The following is a 14,347-nucleotide window of genomic DNA, read 5'->3' as shown; positions in this document are numbered from 1 at the left end:
CTTTTTTTCATTTTCAGGATTGTTATTCAATTATGTCTAAAAATCATTACGATAAATACGAAACAGTCGTCGGGCTGGAAGTCCATGTTCAATTGGCTACTCAAAGCAAGGCTTTTTGCGCTGACGATGCCAGTTTTGGCGGGGAGCCCAATACGCATATTAGCGTGATCTCCCTGGGACACCCGGGCACTTTGCCGCGGTTGAACAAAAAACAATTCGAGTTTGCCATCCGCCTGGGGCTGGCCCTGGAAAGCAGGATTAGCCCGGTGAGTTATTTTGACCGCAAGAATTATTTCTATGCTGACCTGCCCAAAGGGTACCAGATCACCCAGGACAGGCTACCGGTTTGTGTGGGCGGACATATTGATGTCAGGGTAGGAGAAGCGGAACGAAGGATCAGGATACACCATATCCACATGGAGGAGGATGCCGGAAAATCCATCCACGATCAGGATGAAACCAATTCGTTGATCGACCTGAACCGGGCAGGAGTTCCTTTGCTGGAAATTGTAACGGAGCCCGATTTTCGCTCTGCGGAAGAGGTGGATGTTTTTATGAACAATATGCGGCGCCTGGTGCGTTATCTTGAGATTTCCGACGGGAATATGGAGCAGGGATCCATGCGTTGCGATTGTAATGTCTCTGTCCGGTTAAAAGGCGAAGAAACTTTCGGAGAAAGATGTGAGATCAAAAACATGAACTCCATGCGATTTGCCCGGCGGGCGATTAATTTTGAGTTTTCCAGACAGGTGGACTTGATTGAAAGTGGTGGAAAAGTGCAACAACAAACATTAAATTTTGATCCTGTTACCGGAACTACTTCTCCTTTGCGCGATAAGGAGGATGCCCATGATTACCGTTATTTTCCGGAACCTGATTTACCTCCTTTCGTAGCCAGTGAAGCCATTATAGAGGGCATAAAAGCTGAAATGCCTACTTTGCCGGAGCAGCATTTTGTACATTTTACCGAAACGATGGGCATCACGGCTTATGATGCCGGTATTTTGGTTGAAGAAAAAAGTGTAGCCCTGTTTTTCCTGGAATTGTGCAAGCATACCAAAAATACCAAAGGAGCCGCCAATCTGATCATCAACAGGATCAATCCGATCTGCAAAGATATGGAGATTGACATCGAAGCCTTTCCGGTATCATTGACGGGATTGGCTGAATTGATAGAATTGATTGATACGGATAAGATCAGCAACGCTATGGCCTATCAACGGCTGTTGCCTGAGATGTTGGAAAAACCAGGGAACACTCCACTTGACCTGGCCAATCAACTTGGATTGATCCAGACCAGTGATGAAGGATTCATCGAAAAAATCGTGGATGAGGTCATCCTTGCTTTCCCCGATAAGGTGACGGCTTACCAAAGCGGAAAAAAAGGGTTACTCGGATTTTTTATGGGAGAAGTCATGAAACGGTCCCAGGGCAAGGCGGAACCTAAATCGACCAATGCCCTGTTGCTGGAAAAACTGGGATGATCCTGACGGGTAGGACAAAACAAGGGTCAAAAATATACCACACTATGCCCCAGTTTGCCTCCATTTTTTTCAATGACCCGAAAGGCAGGGACCTTATGATCAACTTCAAAAGCGGGTGATTTTCTACTGATCTGGAAGAATGTAGAAGGCGTTATGTTCACTTCCATATTCCCCAGCCTTAAAGTCCTTTCCACATGGTAATGCCCCGTAAATATGGTCAGATTGTGGGTATGATTAGAAAAGAGCTGTTGGATTTCCGACCGGTTTTTGAAAGCATGATTTTTATCCATAAACGGAACGTCAGAAAGCAGAGGCGGATGATGCATAAAAATGATGAGATCCTGTTGAAGTTTATTGAGTTGTTCCCTGATCCATTCCATTTGGGGGGGAGCAATTTTGGCAGGAGCGGTATCCAGGAACAGCATCTTTTCCCCGGCTATCTTACGGCTATAATAAATCCCATCGGGCTTTAAGTCCCCATTGAGATTGAATACTTCTGACATCATTACGGGTTCGTCGTGGTTGCCGGCAATTAACTCAAAGGGAACGGACAACTTGTCCAGATGGGATTTGGCCCATTCGTAAATTTCTTTTTCAGGAGCCTTGTAACACAGATCACCCGTAATGACCAAACAATCAGGCTGACACTCTTCTACCAGTTCAAGCGCCCTTAAAAAATTATCCCTGACATCTATGCCGTTGGTGTCTTCCCCTTCCTTGCCAAGATGCAGGTCTGTCAATTGAATGATTTTCATAGTATGGATAATAATTAAGGGGAGAAAGACGTAACAGGAAAGCCTTCAGAAAGCATACAAAATTGCTGTTTCCTGTTACGGAATTCTCCTTTAAAAAAAACAACCAGTGGTTTTAATGTTGAGACACCCTTATTCCTTTTCAGGTTTTGCCCCGGAGTTACGAATACTTACTATTTTTTTCAAAATATCAAACCAGAATGGTGCCCCCATGGAAATGGCCAGTGCCGTGATGATCCAGCCAACTGCTTTGGTCAACCAGTCATAGAACGTAAGTTTTTCGAAATCTACATTTTTCCATCCCAGGCCAAGGGGTGATTTTATGCTGTTGATATTGTTTTCAATGATATAGTTCATTTGAGCCGACGCCTCTTCAAAACTGAGATTTTGTTTGACGATATTTACACTATCTCCTTTGGAAGCGATGTCTTGTGCCATGGCAACAATTTGTTGAAGGGTTTCCGGATCGTTTTCCAGCCTTTCGTAAATGGCCAGTGTATCTGCATTTAGGATAATGGCGATGGACAACCCTACGTAAATGAGGATTTTTTTTGCCATCCGTGTGTACCATCCCGAAGCCCTGTCCATCACGGTATTATACCAATCCTGAACTTTCTTTTTAAATTCATCTACTTTTCCGTCGGCATCCCTGATCAGCTGGTTGAGTACATTCCGGAGATCAGCGTTTTCGATATCGTTGATCTTCTCAATGATATCGGTCTCGGAAAGTTTGCCATCCCCGAGGATGATGTCAAATAGAATGGATTGGAAAGATTTGGAATCCAGGTAGGAAGGTGGGTTGGTCGTTTTACTGCTGTATTTGAATGATAATTGCTTGAAAAGGGCATTTTCCTGAAATTTTTTAAAGAAAGTACCATCCTCTGTTGAACCGTCCTTCTTAAGCCCAATGAGCATATTACCCAGGGCCTTTTTGAGGTTTTTGCCTCGCAGGCCTAAAAAGGCTGCAATCAACTCCATGATGGTGCTTGCGAGCAGGCTCAATACGAGCAGAATAAATACTACACCCAGGACAACAGTCAATATTTTCATAATATTAGTTTTCGTTTTATGTATGCGAAAGTTAAAAGTAAGGAGAAAATTTTTACTCTGCCCGATTTGTACCAAAGATTTTTTATCCTTCCCTATTGCAGCGGAAGCGGAAGCCTAATTCATTCCATTTAATGTTGTGTAAAGATTTTCGTTCACCAAAGTGCAGTCATCCATTCTCCATTTATCCATAAATCGCAGTATGGCAACATCATAACGTCACCGGGGCAACGAATAATAAGCCAATCCTGACGAATACTCGTTTGGCCCTGACTTCCGGATGGTTTAGCCCCAACTTTGTGGTGTAATCAAACTGAAATCAATAAAATTTTAACACAATGAGAACCACTTTTTTTATCATCGCACTTTTTTTCGGAAATATTATTTCTGCCCAATTCAATTTTACGACCGTGGATACCAGTCATAATGTGGTCATTTCCACCAACGGTCTCAACATGCGTTCGCAGCCGGATCTCCACTCCAAAAAACTGATTGCTGTTCCCTTTGGAGAAAAGGTTGAGATCATCGATACCGTGTATTACGGAAGAGATACTCTTGGTGAACATGCTTTTTATTATGGAGGCAGTGAGGAAATTTCCAACATTCCCATCGTTGGTTATTGGGTGAAAGTTAGTTATGGAGGAAAAAAAGGCTATATGTTTAATTCCTTCCTGGGCCCTGGATGGACATTGAAGGACCATCCAAAGGAAACTTCCGACTATACTATCGTTCTCCCGGAAATGCAGGAATGCAATAATGTGGTGGACTACAATCCTTTGTGGCACTGGTATGGGTTGTACAATGAAAATGGCAAACCGTCTTTGAAAAAAGTGGATCTCAGCTTCTTTATCACCTATTTCGACAATGTCGCCTGGCTCTTCACAAGCACGGATGACAACAAAAACCTGAAACTTGTGATAGGGAGTAAGATGCCTATGAATGTTGGAGCCCTTCAAGGCGCCATGTACACTTATTCGGAAGACAATAACAGCTTCTTCAATTGGAGTGAAGCCGGCAGTTTTATCAACGAGGGATTGCTAAAAGAAAACAACCTTAGGATCCGGGAATCCTTTGAGGAAGGCACCTGGTCGGAAACTGAATTGATCGTCTCCGGCTTCGGCCGGGAGCAGGCGCTCAATACCTCGGAGGAATTTCCTTCCGGCATCCTTTGTCGTGCCGATCTCGATGGCGACAGAAAAGATGATTACCTGCTCTATTTCGGGGAGTTTTATGCTGAATTGAAATTGTTCATGAGTTCATCTGCCGATTTATCCCGGGGTGAATTGATACACTATGAAACAAGTTTTTATTTCCCCGACTGCTATTAGGAAGGAAGATGGCTTTCGCCTAACGTTGGACGTAGGCAATTATGGATAAGAGGACGGAAAGATTTGATATTAATATTGATCAGATTGGCGGGATTTTGATTGTCAGCTCGTATGGATGTTGCTAAACAATGGCTTTATGACATCCTGCCCACCGTCCACCCAAAATATAACTGTATTAACTCGCTCTTTTGGCCGGTCTGCGACCCTTGGCGTTACCCTTTTGAAAAGAAGCTTTTCTAAGGATTACGCAAGCGGTTGGCGGGCCGGTTCTTTTCTATTTAGAACCAATATAAATAGCAAAAAACAGTTCCGGTTTTCCAATAAATTATGTCCTAAAACATAAAAAATATGTATAATTGTTCATATTTTAATATGTTGCTTTTTTTTAAAAGTATTGCAGCTTCAGGCAACGAACACCCAACAAAGTATTGGTTTGAAATCAGACCATAAAATTTCTGCAATACCAAACACAAAATATTTATTAATATGAAGTACGGTTTTGTTATTGACAATCGAAAATGCATTGGTTGTCATGCATGTACCACCGCTTGCAAATCAGAGCACGATGTGGCGGTGGGTGTAAACAGAACGTGGGTCAAGTACATTGAAAAAGGCACTTTTCCGGACTCCAGACGATTGTTTTCGGTAATGCGGTGTAATCATTGTACAGACGCACCTTGTGTTGAGATTTGCCCCGTGGAATCTCTTTTCATCCGTCCTGACGGAATTGTTGACTTTGACAACCGCAGATGTATTGCCTGTAAGTCCTGTATGCAGGCATGCCCTTACGATGCGCTTTACATCGATCCGAAAACCGAAACAGCGGCCAAGTGTAATTACTGTGCGCATCGGGTGGATATCGGGTTGGAGCCTGCCTGTGTAAATGTATGTCCGGAACATGCCATCATTTCCGGCGATATGGAAAACCCGGAAACGGAAATTGCACAATTACTTGCCAGACAGCAGGTTTCTGTCAGGAAGGGGGAAAAAGGAACCAGTCCGAACCTCTTTTATATCGATGGAGACCAGGCTTCCCTTCAGCCAAGTGCTGCATCGGATGACGTATCCATGTGGAGTTCACAGACCCTCGGAGTCGGGCATTATGCAAAAGAGGCCGAAAAAATGGCCTTTACCAATCCTGATGTGATCGATGCGATTCAAAAGAGTAATGAAGAGAACATCGATAGCGGAAGTACCTTACTTGATGTGATGCGTGGAAAACCAAGAAGAGCTTACCAGGCGCCCAGCAAGGGGATTATGTGGGGCTGGGAAGTTTCCGGTTACGTGTGGACCAAGGCGATTTCAGCCGGTTCATTCCTGGTGCTTTTTATCGCCACTTTGTTTAATGCTGATATGGTAAGTGATACCACCTACTGGTGGACTCTTGGACTGGCATTGTTCTTCCTGACCGCTACCGGAGCATTGCTTGTAATGGATCTCGATCAGCCTAAACGTTTCCTCAATGTTCTTTTACGTCCTCAATGGAAATCATGGCTGGTAAAAGGGGGATATTCCATCACCATTTACGGGGGGTTAATCACCCTGCTCGGTGTGTTGAAATATTTCTCCGTTGATGCTTTCCAGGCTCCTTTGATGTGGGCCACTGCGGCAATTGGCGTGATCGTTGCCATTTACACTGCTTTCCTTTTTGCCCAGGCAAAAGGTCGCGATTTCTGGCAAAGCCCTTCGCTTGTCATCCACATGCTGGTACACAGTTTTATGGCCGGTGCGGCAGCATTCAGCATCCTGAGTCTTTTTGCTGATGACAATGCTTCATGGATGGAATTCCTCAAAGTGGTCCTCATTGCCGGTATCCTGATCAATTTCTTCACTATCGTTGTAGAAATCAATATCACGCATCCGACTTCTGACGCCAAGCGCACCGTTAAGATGATCACCAAAGGCATGTACAAGAACATGTTCTGGGGTGGTGTGATGGTTTTTGGTAATATCGTTCCGTTGTTGATCCTGTCTTTCGCTGAAGCCACTCCAATGGTTATGGCCATAGCAGGCATCATCGTACTGATCGGCATTTACCTGACAGAGAAAATTTGGGTGGAAGCACCACAACGCATTTCGCTTTCTTAAGCGAAACGCGAAAGTTCGGCGCAAGCGCCTTTTCAATTACCAAAAAACAACTGACAATATTCAATTTTTAATAACCAAATGAAACTAAGATGATTGACAGAAAACAACCGAGTTTTGATCTTGAGGAAAGAACCTTTGAGTTTGCTAAAAATGTGAGGCTTATTTTGAAACTATTAAGTCCGACCATTGCGAACCAGGAGGATTCCAGACAACTGGTAAGGTCTTCAGGATCCGCAGGTGCGAATTACATTGAATCGGTGGAGTCGCTTAGTCAAAAAGATAAGCTGATGCGGTTGAAAATAGTTCGCAAAGAGTCAAAGGAGAGTTTTTATTGGTTCAGGCTTATTAAGGAATCCAATGATTTTGAAGAAGACCTCTGGAATGACTGGAATTACCTTATGGATGAAGCAGATCAATTGAAAAAAATCTTCTCCAAAATGATCCTAAAACTCGAAGAAAACCCAAAATGAATTTGAGCATTGAAAATTGAATTTTGATTATTTAATTTTTTGAAAAAAAATTACAATGGGTCACAAGAAACCTTCATTTATAGAAAAAATAGCTGAAAAGCTTAAGATCATTCCCGATCTGCACGGCGATTGGGGAACACCGGCCGACCGTCTGACGGAGGAAGGAGATCTGACCAATTTTCCGCCGCATGAGCAGTGGAACGATTGGGTAGAGTACGAAGCCAAATCATGGCCGTTACGCGATAAGAAACATTATTCCATCGTGCCGACGACCTGCTTCAACTGTGAGTCCGCCTGTGGGCTGACAGCATTTATTGACAAGGAAACCAATACCATCAGGAAGTTGGAGGGGAATCCTTATCATCCCGGCAGCAGAGGACGGAACTGTGCGAAAGGGCCGGCAACCATCAATCAGCTGACCGATCCTGACCGTATCCTTTACCCGCTGAAGCGCAAAGGAAAACGTGGGGACGGAGAATGGGAACGCATCACATGGGATCAGGCTTTGGATGAAATTGCAGGCAAAATACGCAAGGCACTCCAGGAAGGACGCCAGAACCAGGTGGCTTACCACGTGGGCCGTCCCGGTCACGAAGGCTATGCTGACCGCGTACTGAAAGCCTGGGGAATAGATGGCCACAACAGCCATACCAATATCTGTTCAGCAGGCGCCCGGACCGGTTATGCGTTGTGGTACGGACACGATCGTCCGTCACCGGATCATACCAATGCCAAGGTCATTCTGCTGATCTCTGCCCACCTGGAAAGCGGTCACTATTTTAACCCCCACGCACAAAGGATCATTGAAGGAAAAATGAAAGGTGCCAAACTGGTGACGATGGATCCTCGTTTGTCCAATACAGCGAGTATGTCTGATTACTGGATGCCTACCTATCCGGGGTCTGAAGTGGCCATTTTGCTGGCATGGATAAAGATCCTTTTAGTGGAAGGTTATTACAACCGGGCCTATATGGAAAAATGGGTCAATTGGGATGAATACCTCGAAAATGTACACCCTGAAGCGGAACGTACTTTTGATACTTTCATCGAAAAACTGATCGAGGAATACCAGGAATTTACGCCTGAGTTTGCCGCTTCAGAAAGTGGATGTACGGTTGAAATGATCAATGAAGTGGCCATTAAAATCGGTGAAGCCGGTAGCCGGCTCTCTACGCATACCTGGCGTTCTGCTTCTATCGGGAACCTCGGCGGATGGTCCGTTTCCCGGGCTTTGCACTTCCTCAACGTGGTGATGGGCAGTGTGGGGGCCGTTGGAGGTACCTCGCCTAATACCTGGAGTAAGTTTAAACCACAATTCTTTGATGTGCCTCCGGGACAGAAATTCTGGAACGAGCTGCATTTCCCTAAAGAATACCCCCTGTCATTCTTTGAAATGAGCTTCCTCTTGCCTCACTTCCTGAAAGATGGTCGCGGTAAAATGGATGTCTATTTCAGCCGCGTATTCAACCCGGTATGGACTTATCCCGACGGATTTACCTGGATGGAGGCCTTTATGGATGAAAATATGTTTGCCAACCATATTGCGCTGACGCCTACCTGGAACGAAACGGCTTTCTTTGCCGATTACGTACTTCCGATGGGTCATTCAGCCGAAAGGCACGACATCAACAGTTATGCAACTCACGGAGGGATGTGGTGTGCCTTTAGACAGCCGGTATTGAGAGAAGCTGCCCGAAGGGAAGGCAAAAAAGTTGAATTTACCTATGAAGTGAATCCGGGAGAAGTTTGGGAAGAAGATGAATTCTGGATCGAATTGTCATGGCGTATCGATAAAGACGGCGACCTGGGCATTCGTAAACACTTCATGTCTCCTTACCGTGAAGGCGAAAAGATCAATATCGACGAGTATTACCAGTATATTTTTGAGCGCATCAAAGGTTTGCCTGAAGCGGCTAAAGCAGATGGTTTTTCCGGAGCCTTTGCCGAGTTGGAATATATGCGTAAGTGGGGAGCCTTCGAAATCGAGAAGTTCTCCTATATGAAGAATGAGCATACCCTCTCTGCGGAGGACCTCGCGGGATCCGTTACGGATGAAAAAACAGGGGTGATCTCCAAAAAAGGAAAAGATATCGGGGTGATGATCAATGAAACACCTTATGTCGGATTCCCAACGCCTTCGCGTAAAAATGAATTTTACTCCCAAACGATGGTCGATTGGAAATGGCCCGAATATGCGATTCCTAAATACATTAAGAGCCATATTCACCCTGACAACCTCGACAAGTCGAAAAACGAGTATTGCCTGGTGCCGAATTTCAGGTTGCCGACCTTGATCCACTCCCGCTCCGGAAATGCAAAATGGCTGGTGGAAATTTCCAATAGAAACCCGATCTGGATGCACCCGCAGGAAGCCAATAAATTTGGTTTCAAAACCGGTGATCTGGTAAAAATAGTAACGGATATCGGTTTCTTCGTGGATAAGGTTTGGGTAACCCAGTCCATCAAACCGGGCATTGTCGCCTGTTCACACCATATCGGCCGGTGGAGAAGACCGCAAGATAAGGTAGGTAACCGGTGGGCCACCAATACCGTGGGCATCGAAAACGACGGCAATGGCGGATGGAAGATGAAAACCTTACAGGGCATTCGTCCGTTCCAAAGTGCTGATGACGATAGTTCAAGGGTTTTCTGGACCGATGGTGGTGTACATCAGAACATCACTCACGCCGTGCATCCCGATCCGATCAGCGGGCACCACGCCTGGTTGCAGCGCATCAGGATTGAAGTGCCCGGACCAGACGATAAATATGGGGACATTTTCGTAGACACGAAGAAATCCTTCGAAAACTACAAGGAATGGCTCGCCATGACCCGTCCGGCACCCGGCCCGAATGGCCTGCGTCGTCCGCTGTGGATCAACCGTTCGCTCAGGCCTAACGACCTGGCTTACTACTTCGACAATATGGACGAAAAAGGAGGCGTGAAGGACGAGATTTGGGAGAAGCGGTAATATTAAAGATACCTACAGATAAAAAAACGGGAGATTGAGGTTTCAATTCTCCCGTTTTTATTTCCTTTTAGGAAGGGCTATTATAATTATCTCAAGAGGGTAACCTCTCCTGATTCTTCAATCAAATCTCCGTTTAATTCTAAAACGGCATGATAAATATAAACATCAGATTGGGCTGGTTCGCCCTTATAGGTACCATCCCAGGCACTATCGTTTGATGTTTCAAATACCTTTTGTCCCCAACGATTATATACGCTCATAGAGGAAACCTTAATGCCTGCATCAACATGGTAAACCTTGAATACATCATTAAATTCGTCTCCATTGGGAGTGAAGACATTGGGTATTGCATAAAATATTCCTACCACTTCAAAGCTAACACTGGCTTCTCCAGTACAACCATTTTCTGACGTAACCTGAACAGTAATGGTCTCGGTCCCTATTTGATCAGGCGTACTGATTACCGAACTATCTGAGAGGCTGGAAGAAATACTCCCCAAAGTTGAAGACCACAGGTAGGTATAGTTTCCACCATCATCAGGAACCACATTTGCACTTAAGGTAGATTCGACACCTAATGGAACTTCTGATATGTTTCCTGAAGCGTTTATTATTTCTACTTCAAACTGATCATTGTCAATAGTGATCAAAACATCATCATAGAAAGTGTTACCGCAATCGTCCATAATTTCTACCGTATATAATGTAGTTTCCGCAGGGGAGGCGATTGGGTTGGCAATATTTGGATCAGATAAACCCTCAGAAGGTGACCACTGATAGGATGTTCCACCAATGGCTTCCAATTGAATTGCTGATCCGGGACACAGCGTCTGATCCGCTAATTCATCAAGAAATGTAGTATAGGAAAAGCAGATTTCCTGAATGTTATTTAATCCTCCCGTGGCAGATGTGAAGCCCCAGAAAACCAAAGGGTCTCCACTAAATATCTCATTTACAATATCTCCTGTGTAACTTAACCGAAGCTCACAATCAAAAAAAACGGACAACGTTTGCGTGTTAGCATCCCAGGCAACCTCCATTTTATGATACGCGCAATCCTCAACATTAGGATTATTAACATTAGCCTGGACAGGGCCTGCCAGAGTGCCACCAGGAATATTGTGTTGCATTCTGCCATCACGAACAATTGCTATGTGATCGAAGATAGGGTCGCCATAATCTACATTTTGAAAATTGTCAAATTCTACTCCTAATGATGGTTCCACATCGCCAAAACCCATATCGCCTCCGGCTGTACCGATAGAAGTGTTTAAAGGTTGCAAACCAAATACTATTCCATCCGCTCCATCTTCATCCTTACAGCCTAAAAACAAATTAACTGCTACTAAAAAGGATTCGTTTAGGTTTACTTTTTCTCCATTCCAAATTGACCCCACCTGCCAATTTACATCGGAAGTGAGTTGATAACAACTATCATTAGAGGCGATGGCACTTCCATTTAGGTAAAATGGAGCTTGCCCACTTAAATAAGTTGTACAACAGGTTATTAGACTCAAAATCCTTATCGTTTTTAAAGCAAAATACATACTAGATGGTATCTGATTTAAGCGAGGCAGAGCATTAAAGAGTAAATAGCTGTCAGTTGATTCTTTGTGTAAATATTTCATTTTCAATGTTTTATAAAAAAATAACATTATCGGTCATCTCAGGTCTGATCCTGCTGTTATTTGAAAGATTAAAAATCTAATTAACTTTCCTGTCCAGTTTTCCAAAGGTATTACTTAAATCTTATCCGGTTTGAAAAAAGTTCAGAATTTTCCAGACGGATGACTTTTATTTCACAGCAGCTTCTGCCATTAGGGGGGCAGGTAAAAATTGTTCAAATTTTTGCAAAGGCGCATTCCTGTTTTTCCGAAAAGGTTAAATAAACCCTTACCTCCGTTAAAGTTTTCCTAAATCAAGCCTCCCTGCCAGCTAACAAACAAAAAATCCCTTTTCTTTGAATCACGATGCTCATTTTTAAAAATAATAATACCATGATGTTAAAAAGAATTATGTTTACCCTGATGATGTTGCCTTTTCTTTTTCAGGCCAATGCACAGTTTAAAGGTGCTCTGGATAAGGCCAAAAATAAAGTGGAGCAAACCCTTTCCGGAGGAGGTGCCCTTTCCCAGGAAGAAATTGGCAACGGTCTAAAAGAAGCCCTGGATGCAGGGGTAGGAGAGGCCGTGGATTTTCTCTCCGCTGAAGACGGTTATTACAAAACGGCTTACAAAATCCTGCTTCCGGAGGAAGCCCAAAAAGTCACCGCAAAACTGCGTGCCGTTCCGGGATGGTCGAATGTGGAGCAAACCCTCGAAGAAAAAATGAACCGGGCCGCTGAAATTGCCGTGCAGAAGGCCAAACCCATCTTCGTCAGTGCCATCAAACAAATGACTTTCAAGGATGCCATGAATATCCTGATGGGCGAAAAGAATGCGGCCACCGCTTACCTGCACAAAACGACCTATCAATCCTTATTTAATGAATTTATGCCGGTGATCCAATCGGCCCTGGATGAGGTCAATGCGCGGGAATATTGGCGTACAGCCGTCGGGGCGTACAACAAAATTCCATTTGTGACCAAGACAAACCCAGAACTGGACAGCCATGTGACCCAGAAAGCATTGGTGGGCCTGTTCGACCTGGTGGAAAAGAAAGAAGCCTCCATCCGTACCAATGTCGGGGACCGTAAAACCGATCTTTTGAAAAAAGTTTTTGCAAAACAGGACTGATCGGAATTTAAGAATGAGAAATTATGAATTACGATTGAGCTAAAAAGCTTAATTTTGCGATTCATAATTTCTCATTCCTAATTGTACCGATGCAGAAACCATATTTTTTCCTGATTATTGTTCTTGGACTGGGAATGTCCTCCTGTAAAACGCTCTACCCGACATACCCGGAAAACCAGCCCGTTCCTTCCACCGATTATTCAAATTTAGACCACTGGGCGGCTCATCCCGATAAAACGGATCCTGCCGACAGCGTACCCGGCCAGGAGGCATTGAGCGATCAGTCCGATTTGCCAGTTGATGTATTTTTTTTGCACCCTACCATTTACACCAAATTCAAAGGAGATCATAAATGGAACGCTTCCCTGGATGACGCTTCCATGAATAAATCGGTTGACGAGAGTACCATTCTCTACCAGGCCAGTGCGTTCAATAAGGTGGGCAGGGTGTTTGCCCCACGATACCGCCAGGCACATATTTACGGCTATACCACCGGGGACAAAGCTGCGGCCCTGGAAGCTTTTGCCATTGCTTACAAAGATGTAAAAGAGGCTTTTGAATATTATATGGAACACTATAATAACGGGCGCCCCATTATCATTGCCGGTCACAGCCAGGGTTCCACCCATGCCATTACCCTGTTGACTGAATTTTTTGATGGTAAACCCCTGCAAAGTCAACTGGTCGCGGCCTATTTGCTCGGCATGCCGGTAACCCAAGATCATTTTCATTCCATAACCCCTTGTCAGGATAGTACGGAAACAGGCTGTTTCATTTCCTGGCGTACCTTTAAGCAAGGGTATTTGCCTAAAAAATGGCCTGTAGGTGATTCCATTGTTGTGACCAACCCATTGAGTTGGAAAACAGATGATCAGTACATGCCTAAATCTGCCAATGCCGGCGGCGTTCTCTATGGTTTCAACAGGATACTGCCTCATCTCGCCGATGCTCAGGTTCATGATGGGGTTTTGTGGGCCACAAAGCCAAAGTTCAGGGGCAGCTTTCTTTATTGGAACCCGAATTTCCATCCTGCGGATATTAATTTTTATTATTTTAATATACAGCATAATGCGGAGCAAAGGGTTGAAGCCTTTCTCGGCAGAGAGTGATTAGTTTACCCGAGGGGACACCTTATGTCAGCCCTTGAGCCAGCCCGGCGAAGATGTCACCTCGGTAACGCAACAAGTAACGAGCAACAAGCAACAAGTAACCAGCAATCGAGTAATTTGCCCGAGATGACACCTTAAGCCAGCACTTAGAGCCAGCTCGGCGAAGATGTCACCTCGGTAACGCAACAAGTAACGAGCAACCAGCAACAAGTAACCAGCAATCGAGTAATTTGCCCGAGACGACACCTTAAGCCAGCACTTAGAGCCAGCTCGGCGAAGATGTCACCTCGGTAACGCAACAAGTAACGAGCAACAAGCAACAAGTAACCAGAATTCTCGTAAATTCGCCACAAAAATAACGAC

General features: G+C 44.5%; 10 protein-coding genes. 7 read left to right on the top strand and 3 right to left on the bottom strand.

Annotated features, from left to right (window positions below):
* The first annotated feature begins 32 nt into the window (after nt 1-32).
* On the top strand, nt 33-1,484 hold the full coding sequence (gatB, locus tag H6571_20045) for an Asp-tRNA(Asn)/Glu-tRNA(Gln) amidotransferase subunit GatB (protein MCB9326042.1): 1,452 nt from the start codon (nt 33-35) through the stop codon (nt 1,482-1,484).
* Between the two features lie 26 nt (nt 1,485-1,510).
* Here gatB and H6571_20040 read toward each other — a convergent pair whose 3' ends face one another.
* Both H6571_20040 and H6571_20035 read right to left on the bottom strand, forming a co-directional pair.
* Nucleotides 1,511-2,239, bottom strand: a complete 729-nt coding sequence (locus tag H6571_20040; protein MCB9326041.1) for a metallophosphoesterase — start codon at nt 2,237-2,239, stop codon at nt 1,511-1,513.
* Nucleotides 2,240-2,368: 129 nt separating this feature from the next.
* Nucleotides 2,369-3,286 (bottom strand): hypothetical protein, encoded by a 918-nt coding sequence (locus H6571_20035; GenBank protein ID MCB9326040.1) that lies wholly within the window; start codon nt 3,284-3,286, stop codon nt 2,369-2,371.
* A gap of 335 nt (nt 3,287-3,621) precedes the next feature.
* Between H6571_20035 and H6571_20030 the strand changes: the two genes are divergently transcribed.
* From H6571_20030 to H6571_20015, 4 genes are all read left to right on the top strand, one after another.
* Entirely contained in the window at nt 3,622-4,611 is a 990-nt protein-coding gene (locus tag H6571_20030; GenBank protein MCB9326039.1) for an SH3 domain-containing protein, read from the top strand.
* Between the two features lie 486 nt (nt 4,612-5,097).
* Nucleotides 5,098-6,699 carry a polysulfide reductase NrfD gene (gene nrfD / locus H6571_20025; GenBank protein MCB9326038.1) on the top strand — a complete coding sequence of 534 codons (1,602 nt, stop codon included), beginning with the start codon at nt 5,098-5,100 and terminating at the stop codon, nt 6,697-6,699.
* Nucleotides 6,700-6,788: 89 nt separating this feature from the next.
* Entirely contained in the window at nt 6,789-7,169 is a 381-nt protein-coding gene (locus H6571_20020; protein ID MCB9326037.1) for a four helix bundle protein, read from the top strand.
* Nucleotides 7,170-7,224: 55 nt separating this feature from the next.
* Nucleotides 7,225-10,140, top strand: a complete 2,916-nt coding sequence (locus tag H6571_20015; protein MCB9326036.1) for a molybdopterin-dependent oxidoreductase — start codon at nt 7,225-7,227, stop codon at nt 10,138-10,140.
* Nucleotides 10,141-10,226: 86 nt separating this feature from the next.
* Here the strand turns inward: H6571_20015 and H6571_20010 are convergent, their stop codons facing one another.
* Complete coding sequence (locus H6571_20010) at nt 10,227-11,768, bottom strand: gliding motility-associated C-terminal domain-containing protein (GenBank protein ID MCB9326035.1); 1,542 nt, start codon at nt 11,766-11,768, stop codon at nt 10,227-10,229.
* Between the two features lie 369 nt (nt 11,769-12,137).
* On the opposite strand from H6571_20010, the gene H6571_20005 reads away from it, so the two are divergent.
* Together H6571_20005 and H6571_20000 are read left to right on the top strand one after the other, a co-directional pair.
* Entirely contained in the window at nt 12,138-12,875 is a 738-nt protein-coding gene (locus H6571_20005) for a DUF4197 domain-containing protein (protein ID MCB9326034.1), read from the top strand.
* Between the two features lie 89 nt (nt 12,876-12,964).
* Nucleotides 12,965-13,984, top strand: a complete 1,020-nt coding sequence (locus tag H6571_20000) for a DUF3089 domain-containing protein (GenBank protein MCB9326033.1) — start codon at nt 12,965-12,967, stop codon at nt 13,982-13,984.
* Nucleotides 13,985-14,347: the final 363 nt, after the last annotated feature.

This window comes from Lewinellaceae bacterium (assembly GCA_020636105.1).
GTDB lineage: Bacteria > Bacteroidota > Bacteroidia > Chitinophagales > Saprospiraceae > BCD1.
This window is presented reverse-complemented; position numbering and strand designations above follow the sequence as displayed.